The 17,619-nt window shown below is 60.9% G+C and carries 15 protein-coding genes; 6 read left to right on the top strand and 9 right to left on the bottom strand.

Annotated elements, in window-relative coordinates; translation table 11 throughout:
• Nucleotides 1–52 precede the first annotated feature (52 nt).
• On the bottom strand, nt 53–1,576 hold the full coding sequence (locus tag C5F70_RS00390; protein ID WP_017846082.1) for a fumarate hydratase: 1,524 nt from the start codon (nt 1,574–1,576) through the stop codon (nt 53–55).
• A 217-nt stretch (nt 1,577–1,793) separates the two neighbouring features.
• On the opposite strand from C5F70_RS00390, the gene C5F70_RS00395 reads away from it, so the two are divergent.
• Nucleotides 1,794–2,738, top strand: coding sequence for an iron-sulfur-binding ferredoxin reductase (locus C5F70_RS00395; RefSeq protein ID WP_104902556.1), 945 nt, complete (start codon nt 1,794–1,796; stop codon nt 2,736–2,738).
• Between the two features lie 92 nt (nt 2,739–2,830).
• On the opposite strand, the gene pyk is transcribed toward C5F70_RS00395, so the two are convergent.
• A complete protein-coding gene (gene pyk, locus C5F70_RS00400; RefSeq protein ID WP_104902557.1) occupies nt 2,831–4,282 on the bottom strand; it encodes a pyruvate kinase in 1,452 nt (483 codons plus the stop codon).
• Between the two features lie 172 nt (nt 4,283–4,454).
• Here pyk and C5F70_RS00405 point away from each other — a divergent pair, with 172 nt between their 5' ends.
• Nucleotides 4,455–4,829, top strand: coding sequence for a tol-pal system YbgF family protein (locus C5F70_RS00405; RefSeq protein WP_017139782.1), 375 nt, complete (start codon nt 4,455–4,457; stop codon nt 4,827–4,829).
• A gap of 227 nt (nt 4,830–5,056) precedes the next feature.
• Entirely contained in the window at nt 5,057–5,416 is a 360-nt protein-coding gene (locus C5F70_RS00410; RefSeq protein WP_026139915.1) for a PilZ domain-containing protein, read from the top strand.
• Between the two features lie 60 nt (nt 5,417–5,476).
• Here the strand turns inward: C5F70_RS00410 and C5F70_RS00415 are convergent, their stop codons facing one another.
• Together C5F70_RS00415 and C5F70_RS00420 are read right to left on the bottom strand one after the other, a co-directional pair.
• On the bottom strand, nt 5,477–6,808 hold the full coding sequence (locus C5F70_RS00415; protein ID WP_104902558.1) for a DUF58 domain-containing protein: 1,332 nt from the start codon (nt 6,806–6,808) through the stop codon (nt 5,477–5,479).
• Nucleotides 6,809–6,815: 7 nt separating this feature from the next.
• Entirely contained in the window at nt 6,816–7,856 is a 1,041-nt protein-coding gene (locus C5F70_RS00420; protein WP_186354534.1) for a MoxR family ATPase, read from the bottom strand.
• Nucleotides 7,857–8,354: 498 nt separating this feature from the next.
• Here C5F70_RS00420 and C5F70_RS00430 point away from each other — a divergent pair, with 498 nt between their 5' ends.
• Entirely contained in the window at nt 8,355–9,683 is a 1,329-nt protein-coding gene (locus C5F70_RS00430) for an OprD family porin (protein ID WP_017846074.1), read from the top strand.
• A 282-nt stretch (nt 9,684–9,965) separates the two neighbouring features.
• Here C5F70_RS00430 and C5F70_RS00435 read toward each other — a convergent pair whose 3' ends face one another.
• From C5F70_RS00435 to C5F70_RS00450, 4 genes are read right to left on the bottom strand one after another with little or no spacing between them, the layout of a single operon-like run.
• Nucleotides 9,966–11,123 (bottom strand): DUF4350 domain-containing protein, encoded by a 1,158-nt coding sequence (locus C5F70_RS00435; protein WP_104902560.1) that lies wholly within the window; start codon nt 11,121–11,123, stop codon nt 9,966–9,968.
• Nucleotides 11,120–12,649: a DUF4129 domain-containing protein gene (locus C5F70_RS00440; protein WP_104902561.1), complete on the bottom strand. Its 1,530-nt coding sequence runs from the start codon at nt 12,647–12,649 to the stop codon at nt 11,120–11,122. Before C5F70_RS00440 ends, C5F70_RS00435 begins: the two co-directional genes overlap by 4 nt.
• Nucleotides 12,636–13,616, bottom strand: coding sequence for a stage II sporulation protein M (locus tag C5F70_RS00445; protein ID WP_017846071.1), 981 nt, complete (start codon nt 13,614–13,616; stop codon nt 12,636–12,638). Before C5F70_RS00445 ends, C5F70_RS00440 begins: the two co-directional genes overlap by 14 nt.
• Nucleotides 13,613–14,305, bottom strand: coding sequence for an RDD family protein (locus tag C5F70_RS00450; RefSeq protein ID WP_026139913.1), 693 nt, complete (start codon nt 14,303–14,305; stop codon nt 13,613–13,615). The genes C5F70_RS00445 and C5F70_RS00450 overlap by 4 nt, the downstream gene beginning before the upstream one ends.
• A 167-nt stretch (nt 14,306–14,472) precedes the next feature.
• On the opposite strand from C5F70_RS00450, the gene sbcB reads away from it, so the two are divergent.
• Complete coding sequence (gene sbcB, locus C5F70_RS00455; RefSeq protein WP_017846069.1) at nt 14,473–15,900, top strand: exodeoxyribonuclease I; 1,428 nt, start codon at nt 14,473–14,475, stop codon at nt 15,898–15,900.
• Nucleotides 15,901–15,990: 90 nt separating this feature from the next.
• On the opposite strand, the gene mvaT is transcribed toward sbcB, so the two are convergent.
• Nucleotides 15,991–16,365, bottom strand: a complete 375-nt coding sequence (mvaT, locus tag C5F70_RS00460; RefSeq protein WP_005790963.1) for a histone-like nucleoid-structuring protein MvaT — start codon at nt 16,363–16,365, stop codon at nt 15,991–15,993.
• 347 nt (nt 16,366–16,712) lie between these two features.
• Here mvaT and purU point away from each other — a divergent pair, with 347 nt between their 5' ends.
• Nucleotides 16,713–17,561, top strand: coding sequence for a formyltetrahydrofolate deformylase (gene purU, locus C5F70_RS00465; RefSeq protein ID WP_017847102.1), 849 nt, complete (start codon nt 16,713–16,715; stop codon nt 17,559–17,561).
• The last annotated feature ends 58 nt before the right edge of the window (nt 17,562–17,619 follow it).

The raw sequence follows: 17,619 nt of genomic DNA on the forward strand, positions 1-17,619 counted from the left end.
AAGGCGACTGGGCTGTGTAGCCGCAGTCGCCTTTATCGGTGCGAAGAAGCGCTTACTGCACTTCTACCGCCAGGCTTTCACTGATCTTTTTCTGCCAGATGGCAGGACCGGTGATGTGGACGGATTCGCCTTTGCTGTCCACCGCAACGGTGACCGGCATGTCTTTCACTTCGAACTCGTAGATCGCTTCCATGCCCAGTTCGGCGAAAGCCACCACGCGCGACTTCTTGATGGCTTGCGCCACCAGGTAAGCAGCACCGCCTACGGCCATCAGGTACACGGCCTTGTAGTCCTTGATCGCTTCGATGGCGGTCGGGCCGCGTTCGGATTTGCCGATCATGCCCAGCAGGCCGGTTTGTTCGAGGATCTGACGGGTGAACTTGTCCATCCGCGTCGCGGTGGTCGGGCCGGCAGGGCCAACCACTTCGTCGCGCACCGGATCAACCGGGCCGACGTAGTAGATGAAGCGACCCTTGAGGTCCACCGGCAGGGTTTCGCCCCTGTTCAGCATCTCGACCATGCGCTTGTGCGCCGCGTCGCGACCAGTCAGCATCTTGCCGTTGAGCAACACGGTTTCGCCCGGCTTCCAGCTCTGCACGTCTTCCGGGGTCAGGGTGTCGAGGTTGACGCGACGGGCCGATGGGCCGGCTTCCCAGACGATTTCCGGGTAGGCGTCCAGCGGTGGCGCTTCCAGCGATGCCGGGCCCGAACCGTCGAGCACGAAGTGCGCGTGACGGGTGGCGGCGCAGTTGGGGATCATGCACACCGGCAGGGAGGCGGCGTGGGTCGGGTAATCCATGATCTTCACGTCGAGCACGGTGGTCAGGCCACCCAGGCCCTGGGCGCCGATGCCCAGTTGGTTGACCTTCTCGAACAGCTCCAGGCGCATCTCTTCGATACGGTTGGAAGGGCCACGCTTTTTCAGCTCGTGGATGTCGATGGACTCCATCAACACTTCCTTGGCCATCACGGCGGCTTTCTCGGCGGTGCCGCCGATACCGATGCCGAGCATGCCCGGTGGGCACCAGCCGGCGCCCATGGTCGGAACGGTCTTGAGCACCCAGTCGACGATCGAATCGGACGGGTTGAGCATGGCCATTTTCGACTTGTTCTCGGAACCACCGCCCTTGGCGGCCACGTCCACTTCCACGGTGTTACCCGGGACGATGGAGTAGTGGATCACCGCCGGGGTGTTGTCCTTGGTGTTTTTACGCGCGCCCGCCGGGTCGGCGAGGATCGAAGCACGCAGGACGTTTTCCGGCAGGTTGTAGGCGCGACGCACGCCTTCGTTGATCATGTCGTCCAGGCCCATGGTGGCGCCGTCCCAGCGCACGTCCATGCCTACGCGCACGAACACGGTGACGATACCGGTGTCCTGGCAGATCGGGCGGTGGCCGGTGGCACACATGCGCGAGTTGATCAGGATCTGGGCGATGGAGTCACGGGCTGCCGGCGATTCTTCGCGCAGGTAGGCTTCGTGCATTGCCTGGATGAAGTCAACGGGGTGGTAGTAGGAAATGAATTGCAGGGCGTCGGCAACGCTCTGAATCAGGTCGTCTTGCTTGATCACGGTCATGAGTCGCGCTCCTCTATAAGGGAACATTCAATAAAGGTGGCTTCAGTGGGGTGTATCGGTCGGCTGAAACCACCTTTCCAAGGCACGCCGAGTGATGCTGGCGCGACGCTAAAAAGGCGCGGCAGTATAACCCGGCACGGTGGCCGATACACCCGACTATGGTCAAACTCTGCCGGGCGTGATTCCCTGTGTAGGCTTTTTTGATCCGAGACCTTGTATGCCTGAACTGTACGTCGGCGAACGCCACTGGTCGGTCTCCACCGGCAGCAACCTGTTGGATGCCCTGAACCAGGCCGGCGTTGCCGTGCCCTACAGTTGCCGCGCCGGCAGTTGCCATGCGTGCCTGGTGCATTGCCGGGGCGAGGTCGAGGATCAGCAGCCCGACGCCCTCAGCCCGGCGCAACGCGAGAGCGGCTGGCGCCTGGCCTGCCAGTGCCGGGTGGTGGCGGACCTGCACGTCGAAGCGTTTGACCCGAGCCGTGACGGCGTGCCGGCCGCGGTGGTCGGCGTGGAGTGGTTGAGCACGCATGTGCTGCGCCTGCGCCTGCAACCGGAGCGCGGCCTGCGCTACCGGGCCGGGCAGCATCTGGTGTTGTGGGCGGGGCCGGTGGCGCGCCCGTATTCCTTGGCCAGCCTGCCCGAGGAAGATCCGTTCCTGGAGTTTCATCTCGACTGCCGTCAGCCCGGCGCGTTCAGCGATGCCGCTCGACAGTTGCGCGTCGGTGACCGTCTGCGCCTGGGCGAACTGCGCGGCGGCGCTTTGCAGTACGACCCCGACTGGCAAACCCGGCCACTGTGGCTGTTGGCGTCCGGCACCGGCCTGGGCCCGTTGTGGGGCGTGTTGCGTGAGGCGTTGCGCCAGGACCACCAAGGCGCGATCCGCTTGATTCACCTGGCCCACGATGCCAGCGGTCACTACTTGGCCGAGCCCCTGGCAGCGCTGGCCGAGCGCCATCCGAACCTGACGGTGGAGCTGTGGACGGCGGCGCAGTTGACCCCGGCCTTGGCGCAACTGCGGCTGGTTTCCCGGCAAACACTGGCCTTGCTCTGCGGGCATCCGGCCAGCGTCGAGGCGTTCTCCAAGCGCCTGTTCCTGGCGGGGCTGCCGCGCAATCAACTGTTGGCTGATGTGTTCCTGCCCAGGTCGATCAGCGGGTGCTGACGACGTTTCCACAGGCAAGCCCATTACCGTGAGCCGCAAAGCAAAAAGCCCCGCCATTCACAGGGCGGGGCTTTGTTTTTTCAGCAGATCACTCAGACCATTGGGTCGCCAACGTGCAGGATCTTCATGCCGTTGGTGCCGCCGATGGTGTGGTAGCTGTCGCCCTTGGTCAGGATGACCCAGTCGCCTTTCTCCACCACGCCACGCTTGAGCAGTTCGTCGATGGCAGCCTGGCTGACTTGCTCAGGCGGCAACGACGCCGGGTCGAACGGTACGGTGTAGACACCACGGAACAACGCCGCGCGGGCCTGGGTTTCGCGGTGCGGGGAGAACGCGTAGATCGGTATCGAGGAACGGATACGCGACATGATCAACGGCGTGTAGCCACTTTCGGTCAGGGCGATGATCGCTTTGACGCCAGGGAAGTGGTTGGCGGTGTACATGGCGGCAAGGGCGATGCTCTGGTCGCAGCTTTCGAACACTTTGCCGATGCGGTGGCTGGAGGTCTTGCTGGTCGGGTGCTTTTCGGCACCGATGCAGATACGCGCCATGGCCTGGACGGCTTCCAGCGGGTACGGGCCAGCGGCACTTTCAGCCGAGAGCATCACGGCGTCGGTGTAGTCGAGCACGGCGTTGGCCACGTCGGACACTTCGGCGCGGGTCGGCATCGGGTTCTGGATCATCGACTCCATCATCTGGGTCGCCACGATCACTGCTTTATTGTGGCGGCGTGCGTGCAGGATGATTTTTTTCTGGATACCGATCAGCTCGGCATCACCGATTTCCACGCCCAGGTCGCCACGGGCAACCATCACCGCGTCGGACGCCTTGATCAGGCCGTCGAGGGTTTCGTCATCGGCCACGGCTTCGGCGCGTTCGATCTTCGCCACCAGCCAGGCAGTACCACCGGCTTCGTCGCGCAGTTTGCGCGCGTATTCCATGTCGGCAGCGTCGCGTGGGAAGGACACCGCGAGGTAGTCCACTTCCATTTCGGCGGCGAGCTTGATGTCGGCCTTGTCTTTTTCAGTCAGGGCCGGCGCCGTCAGGCCACCACCGCGACGGTTGATGCCTTTGTGATCCGACAGCGGGCCGCCGATGAGCACGGTGCAGTTCAGTTCGGTGACGCTGGCGGTGTCGACTCGCATGACCACGCGGCCGTCGTCCAGCAGCAGTTCGTCGCCGACGCCGCAATCCTTGACCAGGTCCGGGTAGTCGATACCCACGACGTGCTGGTTGCCGTCGGTCAGCGGGTGGCTGGTGGAGAAGGTGAACGTGTCACCGATCTTCAGCTCGATCCGTTTGTCGGTGAATCTGGCGATGCGGATTTTCGGGCCTTGCAGGTCACCCAGCAATGCGACGAAGCGACCGTGTTTGGCGGCCAGGTCACGCACCAGCTTGGCGCGAGCCTTGTGCTCGTCCGGGGTGCCGTGGGAGAAGTTCAGACGGGCAACGTCCAAACCAGCCAGAATCAGCTGTTCGAGGACTTCCGGCGAGTTACTGGCCGGGCCAAGGGTGGCGACGATTTTGGTACGACGGACGGACATGCACAGACTCCTGAGTTCAAGCGCTGAGGAAGGCTACTATGCTCTTTGGTTGTAGTCATTGTTCGTTTGCACTACTTATCGGCGATTCGCTTTTCGCTCCGGTTGAATAGCTGAACAACCTTGAAGATTTTTGACGAGGGGTCGATACACTGCACAAGACAGGAGAACCCTCATGCGAATTTTGCTCATTGCTGCCCTGGCCGTCAGTGTTGTCGGCTGTACCCGCTGGTCGATGGACCACCATTTGAACAACGCCTACCGTGCGTACGGGGTTGGTGACTGCGAGCGCGTGACCCTGGAATTGTCCCAGGTCGACCGGGAAAGTCGCACCCGGCGCTATGTGCAGCCGGAGGTCTCGATGTTGCGCGGGCAGTGTTTGGAGCGACAGAAGCTGTTCGTCGACGCGGTGCAAACCTATCAGTTCATCATCAACCAGTACCCGTCCAGCGAGTACGCCTATCGGGCCCGTGCGCGTCTCGACACCCTGCAACAACTGGGGCACTACTCCGGGGCGAGCGTTGCGCAGCCACGTCCGGCGTCGTTGTGATGCTATTTATCGTTGCATAGCTGGCCCGTTGCCAGTCTTAAGCTATTCTTTGAATGTCCGTTTGTACAAGTTTGTGTCCAAGCGGATGGAACACTTGGGATTGGCAGGCTGTAGAGTGGCAAAGCGCTAGCTGTTGTCACACCGATCTCCAGGGAGAGCGGGGGTGTTTAGCCCGTTCCGAATCACTGGCGCGGCCAGAGTTATGGCCAATGGATGGCGATATCATCATGTTTACCGACCGACGAATTGAGCGGCATCAATTGTCTTGTTTCCTGCAAGTGTTCAACCGGCTTACGGATAAGCCCATTGGTTACTTGGGTAACGTATCTGCAGAAGGACTGATGTTGATCAGTCAATTGCCGATGATGGTCGACGTGGCGTTCGAGCTGCGCTTGAAGATTCCCACGGTCGACGGTGATTTCCAGGCAGTTGATTTCACCGCGACCTGTTTATGGAGTCACGAGGACATCAATCCCCAGCATTACGACTCGGGTTTCAGCGTGGCTGAGGCGCCTGTCGAATACGGCCAACTGATCAATGCCTTGCTGCAGTATTTCAGCTTTGACCCCTTACAGGCGTCCGCTTAGACATAGCGCGTAGTCGCCCCGGCTTGGGTGTAGCGACCCAAGCCGGGGTGTGCGCTGTTTTCACAGAACGCCGGCTTTTTTCCAGCCCAGGTAACGTGTCACCAGAGCGGCGCCCAACTCCGAGGGGCGCGTATCCAGTACCGACAACCCATGGGCGTTCAGGCGGTCATGCAGTTCGTCGCGTTGATTGAGGTAGTCGACGGTGCCGCTGTAGGCCAGCGCTTCGGGCAGGGTTTGCACCGGCGAAAGGCGCAGTTGGTCGAGTACTTCTTCGCGCAGGCTGGCGACCAGTACCCGGTGTTGCCGGCTGATGCGTTTGACCGCGGTCAGCAGTGCCTCATCGTCCTCATCCCGCAGGTTACTCACCACGATCACCAGCGCCCGGCGTTTCTGCCGAGCCAGCAACTGGTTGGCCGCGGCTTCGTAGTCGGCCGCGCGTCGCGTGGTGTCGAGGTCGTAGACGGTGTTGAGCAACAGATTCAACTGCCCGGTGCCCTTGACGGGCGCCAGGTAGCGCGGCTGGTCGCAGGCAAAGGTGCATAGGCCGACGGCATCGCCCTGGCGCAAGGCAACATAACTGAGCAGCAGGCAGGCATTGAGCGCGTGATCGAAGTGGGACAGCTCTGCGTCCTGGCTGCGCATGCGCCGACCACAATCGAGCATGAACACGATCTGCTGGTCGCGTTCGTCCTGGTATTCCCGGGCGATCGGCGTGCGTTGGCGTGCGGTGGCTTTCCAGTCGATCTGCCGCAGGCTGTCGCCCTCGCGAAACTCGCGCAGTTGATGAAACTCCAGCCCCAACCCCCGGCGCTGGCGTTGACGCACGCCCAACTGGCTCAGCCAGTTATCCACACCCAAGAGCTGCGCGCCATACAGGCGGGCGAAATCCGGATAGACCCGGGTGGCATCGCTGACCTCAATACTGCGCCGAGCGGACCACAACCCCAAGGGGCTGGGCAGGTGCAGCTCGCAGCGACTGAAACTGAAGTGCCCACGCCGCAGGGGGCGCAGCCGATAGCCCAGTTCGCTGCGTTCGCCGGGGCGCAGTTCGATCGACTGCGGCATGTGTTCCAGGCTCAGGCCGTCGGGGACGTGATCGAACACCTGCACCGTCAGCGGTTGTGGGTAATCGTGTTCAAGCGTCAGGCGTACTTCGCCCCAGCGCCCCAATGCCAGGCTGCCGGGCATCTGCCGTTGTACTCGCGCGGACGGACGACGGCGCAGGCGCATCGCGTCCAATAGCGCCAGCAACAACAGCGCCAGCAGCAGACCCCAGGCCACCGAATGCAGGCTGTCGGGCACTGGGAGCTGCAACGCCTGTGCGGCGCCCAGCAATATATTCAGGCCCAGCAGCACGCCGAGCCAGATCAACAGCAGACGGGTCGGCTTCATGGATGGGTCATTGCCGAGGTGCCGAAATCTGGTCCAGCAGTTGCTGGAGGACCTGGTCCACTTCCAGTCCGTCGATATCCAGCTCGGGGGCGATGCGAACGCGATGACGCAGCACCGCCAGGGCGCAGCCCTTGATGTCGTCCGGGGTGACGAACTCGCCCCCGCGCAGCAAGGCGCGGGCACGGGCGCCGCGCACCAGGGCAATGGATGCGCGTGGGCCGGCACCGATGGTCAGCCCCGGCCAACTGCGGGTGGCCCGTGCCAGGCGCACGGCGTAGTCGAGCACTTGCTCATCCAGCGCCAGTTCGCTGGCGATCTGTTGCAGTTGCAACACGTCCTCGGCTTGCAGCACGGTGCGCAGGGGTTGTACGTCGAGCATGTCGGCCCGGGATGAGCGCGTGACTTCGCGAACCATCTCCAGCTCTTGTTGGGAGTCGGGGTAGTCCATCCGCACCTTGAGCATGAAACGGTCCAGTTCGGCCTCGGGCAGCGGGTAGGTGCCTTCCTGCTCGATGGGGTTCTGGGTGGCCAGCACCATGAACGGTTGGCCGATGGGCAGCGCTTCGCCCTCAAGGGTCACTTGGCGCTCCTGCATGGCCTCGAGCAAGGCGGCCTGGGTCTTGGCTGGCGCGCGGTTGATCTCGTCGGCCAGCAACAGGTGGGTAAACAACGGCCCCTTGCGCAGCTTGAACTGCTCGGTGTGCAGGTCGTACACGGCGTGCCCGGTGACATCGCTGGGCATCAGGTCCGGCGTGAACTGGATGCGCGCGAAGTCGCCGCCGAAGCAACGGGCCAGGGCCCGAACCAACAAGGTCTTGCCCAGGCCGGGTACGCCTTCAAGCAGCACGTGGCCGCCGGCGATCAAGGCGGTGAGGACGTCGTCGATCACCTGGTCCTGGCCAATCACCGCCTTGCGCAGCTCAACACGCAACGCCTGGGCTTGGCGGCTGGCGTGTTGCAGGGTTTCGGTGGTCAGGGCAGTGGGTGTTGGAAATTCGCTGATGATTTCCGGAGCCTTATTCATTGTTACATTGGTTGTATTATCCATAAATCAGATACTTACCTAATCTAACTATTGTTGGGTTTTTATGGGCCGGATGAATGGAATCAGGTCGATATGCACAACTTTCATTCCATGATAGTCCCCGACTTTGGGCGCTCGACAGACGACGCGTCGGCCATAATGACCCGCTTCGGTTTGGAGGGATGCCTCCAGGCGCCAGTGGCACTGCCTTCCGGATCATCCCCTGATGCCAAGGGCAATGGAAGTGTGGCCGCTCAAGAGAAGACACTACAGACTGGCTATGCTTTGTAAACCTCAATAAGACGCTCTCTCGCCTCTCCGGCTGCAACGGGCAGCTCGTTATAGGGCGGCAGGAGAGCCACTTTTTCAACAGCGTTGGGCAAAAGCAGCCGCTCTCGAGTAACAAGCTGGCTTGTTTAGCCGCCAAGTTTAATATCAGAATATTCATCTGGTTTCATTTGTTGATCGTCTGGGCTATCGCCTTAATGCTCCAACACGACATCGTGCACTGGAGCAAAAATAATGAAAAAACACCAATCGGCACTTCAACTCAATACCTTGGCCGTGGCGCTGGCATTTGCCTTGCCGGCCATGAGCTATGCCAGCGATCAGTCCGATTCCAAGGGGTTTGTCGCGGACAGCAGTTTAAATATTCTGAATCGCAACATGTTCTGGAACCAGAACGGCAGCGGCACCCACACCCGTGACTGGAGTCAAGCGCTGATGGCGACCTTCAGCTCAGGCTTCACCCAAGGCACCATCGGCGTCGGCATTGATGCGTTTGCCGACCTGGCGTTGCGCATCGACGGGAGCACCGACCGTGCCGGAGGCCCGAACATTCCATCCGATGCCAATGGCCATCCGGATCACGGCCTCGCGAAGGCCGGCGGTGACGTCAAGTTCCGTGTTTCCAATACCACGCTCAAGGTCGGCGACTTGCAGCCCACGTCGCCGGTGTTTGCCACCGCTGATAACTACCTGATGCCACAGACGGCATCGGGCTTCCAGATCGACAGTCATGAAATCACGGGCCTGAACCTGGAGGCCGGTCATTACACCGCCGGTACCGGTAACACCACCACGTCGCGCAGCGGCGACATTCTCGCCAGCTATGCGGGTGTGGAAGCGGCGTCGGCCAGCTTCGCGGGTGGCAAGTACCAGTTCAGTAAGGAATTCACCGCGTCGCTGTACGGAGCGCGCCTGGAAGACGTTTGGAACCAGTACTACGTCAACTTGAACCTTGTTCATCCATTGGCCGTTGACCAATCCGTCGCACTGGATTTCAACCTCTATCGCACACTGGACGACGGCAGCGCCAAGGCCGGTACCATCGACACCACTGCAGCCTCGCTGGCGGCTGCCTACACCCTGGGCGCGCACACCTTCACCCTGGCCGGACAGAAGATCCATGGTGACGAGCCGTTCGACTATGTCGGCTTTGGGGAGACCAACGCCGGTGTCGGTGCCGGCCGCTACGGTAACTCGATCAACCTCGCTGATTCGGTGCAGTACTCCGACTTCAACGGCCCGGGCGAGAAGTCCTGGCAGATGCGCTATGACTTGGACATGAGTTCCTTTGGCGTCCCGGGCCTGAGCTTCATGGCTCGTCATATTCGCGGTTCTGGCATCGACGGTACGCATACTGCCAGTAACTCGGCCTACGCCGGGGCCTATGGCGCCAACGACCAGGAACACGAAACCGACGCCGAAGTGAAATACGTCGTACAGAGTGGCCCGGCCAAGAAACTGACTGTTCACCTGCGGGAGGCCTGGCACGATGGCGATGCTTCTACCGGGGGGCATTTGGTGCAGACGCGTCTGATTACTGAGTACCCGTTGAATATCTTCTAAACAGGCGGGCTTACTTGTCGCTTTAGTTAACGTGTTTGGATTCAACGACGAAACTCGACCGACAGTCTTGCCGCACAAATGCGATATAACCAAATACGGCCTTTGAGGTCTGCCGGGGTTTGTGCGTCCAGAGACTCGGCCGGGGCAATCAGGCGACGGATCAGGCACTCCAGGTTGGTTCTCACTCTGGGTGTGGATCTCACGAGGCGCTGAACCTCAGAGTCGAGGCGCAGCGCCCTCTTGCTGGCGTTGTACCACGCACCTTCGTCACAGAACGCGGGGTCATAGTGCATTCCTGAGCGTTTGCAGGCACGCCACTTGGCGGCTGAAATCGGCGCTGGAAAGCCGTTTTGCCGCAAGTGGGCCAAGGGCCTGGCTGATCACGTGAGAGGGTTGGCGCGTCAGGTGTTCAAGCACCTGCCACTGGTCTGCGGTGTTTAGGTGTTCAAAGCCAGGGTGGCGCCGCCTTGCGGCGCGCAGGATATCGCGCTGCAAGGCGTGCAACAGGGTGCCCTGGCCGCTGCGGCGCAGCAGGAAGTCGGCGCTGGCCTGCAAGTGTTCCTGCAGTTGTCGGCGTGCTCTGGGCGCTGGCGCCTGGATCGGGCCTTGGCGCATGCCGGCCTGCCAGAGCGCCAGGGCGATCAGCGCGGCGAGCGCCACCAGCGCCTGGGGGAAATAGCGCATCAACAAGGTGAACAGGTCGTCCACGTCGCTGTTGAACAGCAGGCTCACGTCGGTGCCCTGGTTGAGGTACCACAGCAGCCAGGCGTTATCGTGTTGGCCGATTCCCGGGGTTTTCCATAAGTCGCTGTCGGTGACGACTGTCACACGGCCTTGCCCGAGATTGAGTTGCATCAGGTGGCTGGACCTGGCGCTGTTGGCGGAAAACTGGGCCAGGTGCTTGGGGTCGGTGAGATTGAAGTCGGTATCGAAGCTGAAATACGCCGGTGCGGTTTCATTGTCGACATAGAGCTTGGTCAGGTCCGGTTTTTTCTGTTTGCGTGCCGGAGCGGGTTGCTCGGATTCGTCGCTCAAGGTCTGCTGGATATGCAGGCTGTCGAGCAGCAGGTCGCCGCTTTTAGCGGTTTCTTCATCCCACAGCGCTTCGGCCACCACCAGCAGGTGGCCACCGGACTTTGCCCAGTCCAGCAGTTGATCCACCTGGCGCGGGGTCATGTTGTCGCGTTCGCCCAGCAGCAACAGGCTGCGGTCTTTGGGGGGCAGATCGGAGAGCCGTTCAAGGCCGCTGGCACGTTCCACCGCCAGGCCTTGCTGGCGCAGAAAGTGTTCGGCCGCCAGGTAGGGATTGCCCAATGCTTCGGGTGAAGGGCCGCGATCCACCACTTCGTCATAAGGAATTGCCTTGTGCCACACATACAGGCCGCCCGCCCCCAGCAGGCAAGCAAGCAGCAACCCCACCCACAGCAATGGCCGCTTCATCGGGCGACTCCCGAGCTGAACAGGGTGCGCCAATCGTTGCACAACTGCTGCTGTACCACCGCGGGCGGAAGGCGGTGCCCGTAGGCGAGGTTTTGCCAGTGCCGGGTCAATTCGTCGCTGAATGCCAGCAATTGTGGTTGTTGCAAGCGTTGAACGCGTTCCAGGACCTGGCCTTCGGTGTCGGCGGTTTTCAGTGGCAGGTTGAAGTCGTGCAGTAACCGGCTGAGCAGCCCGCGATACAACAGGCCCAGGGCTTCCCTGGGGTGGTTGGGCCATAGTCGCTCGGCGGCGCTGGCAATGTCATCGGGCAGGGTTTCGGCGCCCAGCTCCAGGCCGAACAGTTGGGTGGGTGTCGGTTTGGCGAGCTTGGGTTGGCGTGGCCCGCGCCGGCTGACAAAGGTGCGCAGCCACTCGCGATAACGCCAGGCGAGCAACGCCACGCCGCCCGCCAACAGACTCCACAGCAGCACCTCCAGGCCTTGGGCGAGGTGCTTGAAGGCGTCGCTGTTGAAGTTGTCCAGCAGTGCTTGCAGCCAGGCCGGTAGTTTGCCCTCACCGCGTGCCTGGGGCTTGGTGTTGGGTTTTTCGTCAGCAAAGCGATAGCGCGTGACGGTTTCCGGATTTTTGAACGGAGGCTTGTCCAGCAGCGCCTTGATCGATTGGCTGGCGGATTGGGGGGTGACTTGCCGGGTGGGGGGCGAGTCATCGGCCATCGCGGGTCGGCCCAGCGGCAGCAGCATCAGCCCGATCACCAGCAGTAGTAACGGGGCCGCGCTGCTCAGGCGCTGGCGCAGGCGGCGAAAAACCAGCTCAAGGTCCCACGCTTCCAGCACGGTGCGACGGTTGAGGTAGAGGCTGAAACCACAGGCGACGTAGATCGGTTCCCAGAACACCAGGACCAGCGCGTAGAAAGCGTTGCTCAGGTGTTCCAGCCACAACCCCTCCGGGCCGGTTGCCAGGGCCAGCCGTTGCCAGTCCCAATCCAGTTCAACCTGCTGGGGGATGAACAGATAGAACAGCGCCATGCAGCCGAACCACAGGCCGATTTCCAGGTGTACACCGAGCGTGGTCAACCAGCGCGCTGTGCCGGCGTTGTGTTGCTGCAGCACGCCCAGGCGTTTTTGGCGCGCCTGACCATCCAGGCCCTCGAGTTGACTGACCGGCATCAAAAAGCTGCGGCTCAGGCTCAGTCGCCGCCAGGTCAGGCTGGCCAGGAGTTGGCCCTTGAGCAGGCGCGGCCAGTGACGCACGGCCTGTTTCAGGCTGGGCGTCTCGCCAAACAGGGCCTTGGACAGGATATACAGGGGCAGCCGGTCGAAGGCCGGCTTCAACCACCAGAACACAAACAAGGCCGTGGACGGGTATTGCCACAACAGAACGCTAAGCGCGATGAATATCGGCAGGCTCACCAGCGCCCAACTGGCCATCAACAGCAGTCGATGTTCCTGGGCCATTAACACGCCCAGGTCCATGGCTTCCCATGATGTTCGCGGGCGAATCACTACGCTGGCATCACTCAGGCGCATGGCGAGTCCGTCCGGCAAGGGTCAGGTAGGCGGCCACCAGTAGCCAGAGCCCCGCGCCCACCAGGTATTTGACCCAAGGCGCGATCGCGGTGGTGGAAGACCAGTAGGCTTCGATAAATGCAGCGATCAGCAGGAACAGCATGACGCCGCAGAGCATCTGCACGCTTTTACGTGCCGCCAGCCGCAGGGATTCACCGCGTGTCAGGTGCCCCGGAGCAATCAACGCCCAGCCCAACTGCAAGCCTGCCGCGCCAGCCAGGGCAATTGCGCTGAGTTCGAAGGCACCGTGGCCGATGACAAACGACCAGAAGGTCTGGCCGTAGCCGATTTCAGTGAGGTGCCCGGAGATCGCACCGATGATCAGGCCGTTGAATATCAGAAAGAACACGCTGCCCAGGCCGAACAGCAAGCCCGCGGCAAAGGTCTGGAAGGCGATGCCGATGTTGTGCATCACGTAGTAGCCGAACATCATCCAGTCTTCACTGGATGCACGTTCGGCGACGCGGCCCAGGCGACTGGCGTCCGGGTCGTACATGCTATGCATCTCGGCCACCTGCTGGGGGCTGACGACGCTGTAGATCAGTTCGGGAAACAGGTACACCAGCAGTGCAATACCCACCAGGCTGCCGAAGAACAGCAGGCTGGCGATCAGCACGAAGCGCCACTGTTCACGCACCAGCCGGGGGAAACCGGCCAGCAGGAAAGCCAATACGTTCGCACCCAATTGACTGCGGTGGCGATACAGCTGTTGGTGGCCGCGCAGGGCCAGTTGTTGCAGCGGGTCCACCAGGTAACTGCTGTAGCCGCGCTCCTGGGCCATGGCCAGGTGCTGGCACAGGCGTCGATACTGATGAGGGAAATCAGCCAGCTCAGCGGCCTTGGCCTTGCCTTGTTCCAACTGCGTCAGTTGTTCGGCGAATGCTTGCCATTGGGGCTGATGACGGCTTTCGAACAGGCTCTGTTTCATGTCGGCCCCAGCAAGCCACGGGCCACGCCGTTGAGCTGCTCGACAGCGCGAGCCGGGGACACCTGCAGGGGCGTGGCGAGGATCGAGGCCAGTTCCTGTACTCGCTCGGCGGACAGTTCGCCCTGGCGCTCGGCGAAATTGAGGATGGCGCGCTGTTCGCTCAGGTCCAGGGCAAATGGCAGGCGCAGGGCAGGGGCCTGCGGCACCTTGGGGCGTGCCAATGGCAGTTCGCGGTAGACCACCAGCGTGCCGGCCGCCAGATCACCGAGCCGTTTGAAGTTAGGGTGCTGCAGGCAACTGATGGCGCCGAGAAAGTAGCCGAACGGCAGCATATCGACAAAGCGCAGCAGGTTGCGGATGAGTGAGGCCGACCAGCCGATGGGCGTGCCGTCATCCTGTACCACGCGCATCCCCATGACCTGCTTGCCCGGCGAGCAGCCCTGGTTGAGTACTTCAAACAGCACCATGTACCACCAACTGACCAGGAACAGCAGCAACGAGCCCAGCCCTATGCCGATGTTGCCGAGCAGGGCCAACGGAACCAGCAGGATGCCCATGAGCAACCCGCGCACGCCCAGGTCGAAGGCGAAGGCCAGCGCACGTGGCAGCAGGCCGGCCGGGCGCAAGGGCAGGTCGATGCCCTCTGGGGTCTCGATCTGGTAACGGGTATCCAATGGAGCTGATGGCATCGCGATCCTTGGCAGCGCAGAGCGGTTGGAAGACACGGATGCTAGCAGTGTCGGCGATGGAAGCAACCATTCAAGGTTTTGCTGGATGTTTATACAGTTGATCTGGCGCTGGCCTCAGGCACCTTCCAGCGCCTAGACTTTGTCGATCTTCAGCACAGGAATAGCCCGTGACCACTCTTTTCTGGTACGACTATGAAACCACCGGCATCAACCCGCGCAGCGATCGTCCCCTCCAGGTCGCCGGTATTCGCACCGATGTCGACCTCAACGAGGTTGGCCCGCCGGTCAACCTGTATTGCCAACCCAGCGACGATATCCTGCCCCATCCGGCAGCCTGTGCGATCACCGGCATCACCCCGCGCATGCTGGCGGAAAAGGGCTTGGCCGAAGCCGATTTCATGACGCGGGTGCATGCTGAACTGGCGGCCCCCGGTACCTGTGGGGTGGGTTACAACACCCTGCGGTTTGACGATGAAATGACCCGTTACAGTCTCTATCGCAATTTCTTCGACCCCTACGCGCGTGAATGGCAGGGCGGGAACAGCCGCTGGGACTTGATCGATGTGATGCGTACCGCCTACGCGCTGCGCCCGGAGGGAATCGTCTGGCCCGAGCAGGATGGGCGTGTCACCCTCAAGTTGGAGCGTTTGACCGAGGCCAACGGGATCGCCCATGGCCAGGCCCACGATGCGTTGTCCGACGTGCGCGCGACCATTGCCCTGGCCCGATTGGTCCGTGAAAAACAGCCCAGGTTGTACGACTGGCTATTCCAATTGCGCAGCAAGCAACGGGTGATGGACCAGGTGCGGCTGCTGCAACCGATGGTGCATATCTCCGGGCGTTTTTCGGCCGAGCGCCATTTCCTCGGCGTCGTACTGCCCCTGGCCTGGCACCCGCGCAATCGCAACGCATTGATCGTCTGTGACCTGGGCCTTGATCCGCAAGGGCTGCTGGACCTCGACGCCAATACCTTGCGTCAGCGCCTCTACACCCGTCGTGATGACCTGGCCGCAGGCGAGTTACCGGTACCGCTCAAGTTGTTGCATATCAACCGCTGCCCGGTGGTGGCGCCATTGAATGTGCTGCGGGCGCAAGACCGTGAACGACTGCAATTGGATATGGACGCTTATCAGGCGCGGGCGCTGCGGCTAACTGACGCACAGGAAGTTTGGCGCGACAAGTTGGCGGAGATTTATGCCGAGGAAGATTTTGCACCGAGTTCGGACCCGGAGCAGCAGCTCTATGATGGTTTTATCGGTGACCGCGACCGTCGTTTGTGCGAACAAGTCCGCGCGGCAGAGCCGGCGCAATTGGCGCGGCAGCAGTGGCCCTTTGATGATCAGCGTTTGCCGGAATTATTATTTCGCTACCGTGCGCGCAACTTTCCTGCAACCTTGAACAGCGAGGAGCAACAACGCTGGAAACTTTTCTGTCAGCAACGCTTGTCAGATGGCGAATGGGGGGCACCCAATACCTTGGAGGCATTTAAACGTGCTCGTATTGAATTGGCTGTTAGTGCCACGCCGTTTCAGCGTCAGGTGCTGGATCAATGGCAGGAGTATGCTGACTCTTTAGCCGTTCGGTTCAATCTGTAATCAGGCAATTGCAGATTATTCAGACAATAAAAAACGCCAGCAAGCTGGCGTTTTTCGTCTGTCGCGTATCAGGCAAGAGCCTGGCGAGGCTTAGCCCAGCAGGGTAGCCCAGCCTTCAACCACGTCACCGCCCCACTTGGCTTTCCACTCTTTCAGCGTCTTGTGGTTGCCGCCTTTGGTTTCAATCACTTCGCCGTTGTGCGGGTTTTTGTATTGCTTGACCTTGCGGGCACGCTTGGTGCCGGTAGTTTTCACTGCGCCGCGCGGTGCTTTAACTTTAGACTCTGGATCCAGCAGCGCGATGATGTCACGCAGGGATTTGGAGTATTCACCCATCAGGGTACGCAGTTTGCCTTCGAATTCCAGCTCGGTTTGCAGTTTGTCGTCTTGGGACAGATTCTTCAAACGGGCTTGCAGCTCTTTGATAGCTTCTTCGGTGGCACGGTATTCGTTGATCAGGGACATGTGGACTACCTTATGTAGAGCGCTGATTGACAGGGATAGTGGCCCAATAATAGTCAGGCTATTTCCCCAAGTAAACATTTAAGGGAACATTTATGTGAATTACTTTGAATGTTTGTGGCAAATCTATGCAAACGAGTTAATTAGTAGCGGGTATGGGCAAAGACTACCTGCTTAATTTTCGCTAACTGCCTGAGCGTGCCGATGCACATGCATATAGCGGTGGTAAAACCCTACGTTATTAAGGGGTGTGGTCAAGGCGAGGGCAGAATAAGCGTCAACGGATACTGCAGTTTTTCTGCGTAATCGCTAGAATGACCGCCTTTGCGAAGTTCTGGAGTTTTCCCCTAATGCACACTTTTCGGCTGGTGATCGCTTGCCCGGACCGGGTTGGCATCGTTGCCAAAGTCAGTAACTTTCTGGCCTCCCACAACGGCTGGATCACCGAGGCGAGCCATCACTCGGACAATCTCAGCGGTTGGTTCTTCATGCGCCACGAAATCCGTGCCGATACGCTGCCCTTTGGCCTTGAGGCGTTTCGCGAGGCGTTTGCGCCGATCGCCGAAGAGTTTTCGATGATCTGGCACATCAGCGATACCGAGCAGAAAAAACGTGTGGTGTTGATGGCCAGCCGTGAATCGCACTGCCTGGCGGACTTGCTGCACCGCTGGCACAGCGACGAGCTGGACTGTGAGATCGCCTGCGTGATCTCCAACCATGACGACCTGCGTAGCATGGTCGAGTGGCATGGCATCCCGTACTACCATGTGCCGGTCAACCCGCAGGACAAGGAACCGGCGTTCGCCGAGGTGTCCCGCCTGGTCAAGCAGCATGAAACCGACGTCGTGGTGCTGGCGCGCTACATGCAGATCCTGCCGCCGGAACTCTGCCGCGAATACGCCGGCAAGGTGATCAACATTCACCACAGCTTCCTGCCGTCGTTTGTCGGTGCCAAACCGTACCACCAGGCTTCCCTGCGTGGCGTGAAGTTGATTGGCGCAACGTGCCATTACGTCACCGAAGAACTGGACGCCGGCCCGATCATCGAGCAGGACGTGGTGCGTGTCAGCCACAGCGACAGCATTGACGACATGGTGCGCTTCGGCCGTGACGTCGAGAAAATGGTCCTGGCCCGTGGCCTGCGCTATCACTTGGAAGACCGCGTGCTGGTACACGGCAACAAAACAGTCGTGTTCTGATCAACGCGTTTTGATTGAAGAGTGAAGGGCCTGGGCGTTAAATCGTCCCAGGCCTTTT

This window comes from Pseudomonas sp. LH1G9 (assembly GCF_002949975.1).
GTDB lineage: Bacteria > Pseudomonadota > Gammaproteobacteria > Pseudomonadales > Pseudomonadaceae > Aquipseudomonas > Aquipseudomonas veronii.

Excerpts from the sequence above, each read along its gene's own strand:
- C5F70_RS00390 (WP_017846082.1), bottom strand. The coding sequence starts at position 1,576 with ATGACCGTGATCAAGCAAGACGACCTGATTCAGAGCGTTGCCGACGCC.
- C5F70_RS00395 (WP_104902556.1), top strand. The coding sequence starts at position 1,794 with ATGCCTGAACTGTACGTCGGCGAACGCCACTGGTCGGTCTCCACCGGC.
- pyk (WP_104902557.1), bottom strand. The coding sequence starts at position 4,282 with ATGTCCGTCCGTCGTACCAAAATCGTCGCCACCCTTGGCCCGGCCAGT.
- C5F70_RS00405 (WP_017139782.1), top strand. The coding sequence starts at position 4,455 with ATGCGAATTTTGCTCATTGCTGCCCTGGCCGTCAGTGTTGTCGGCTGT.
- C5F70_RS00410 (WP_026139915.1), top strand. The coding sequence starts at position 5,057 with ATGTTTACCGACCGACGAATTGAGCGGCATCAATTGTCTTGTTTCCTG.
- C5F70_RS00415 (WP_104902558.1), bottom strand. The coding sequence starts at position 6,808 with ATGAAGCCGACCCGTCTGCTGTTGATCTGGCTCGGCGTGCTGCTGGGC.
- C5F70_RS00420 (WP_186354534.1), bottom strand. The coding sequence starts at position 7,856 with ATGGATAATACAACCAATGTAACAATGAATAAGGCTCCGGAAATCATC.
- C5F70_RS00430 (WP_017846074.1), top strand. The coding sequence starts at position 8,355 with ATGAAAAAACACCAATCGGCACTTCAACTCAATACCTTGGCCGTGGCG.
- C5F70_RS00435 (WP_104902560.1), bottom strand. The coding sequence starts at position 11,123 with ATGAAGCGGCCATTGCTGTGGGTGGGGTTGCTGCTTGCTTGCCTGCTG.
- C5F70_RS00440 (WP_104902561.1), bottom strand. The coding sequence starts at position 12,649 with ATGCGCCTGAGTGATGCCAGCGTAGTGATTCGCCCGCGAACATCATGG.
- C5F70_RS00445 (WP_017846071.1), bottom strand. The coding sequence starts at position 13,616 with ATGAAACAGAGCCTGTTCGAAAGCCGTCATCAGCCCCAATGGCAAGCA.
- C5F70_RS00450 (WP_026139913.1), bottom strand. The coding sequence starts at position 14,305 with ATGCCATCAGCTCCATTGGATACCCGTTACCAGATCGAGACCCCAGAG.
- mvaT (WP_005790963.1), bottom strand. The coding sequence starts at position 16,365 with ATGTCCCTGATCAACGAATACCGTGCCACCGAAGAAGCTATCAAAGAG.
- purU (WP_017847102.1), top strand. The coding sequence starts at position 16,713 with ATGCACACTTTTCGGCTGGTGATCGCTTGCCCGGACCGGGTTGGCATC.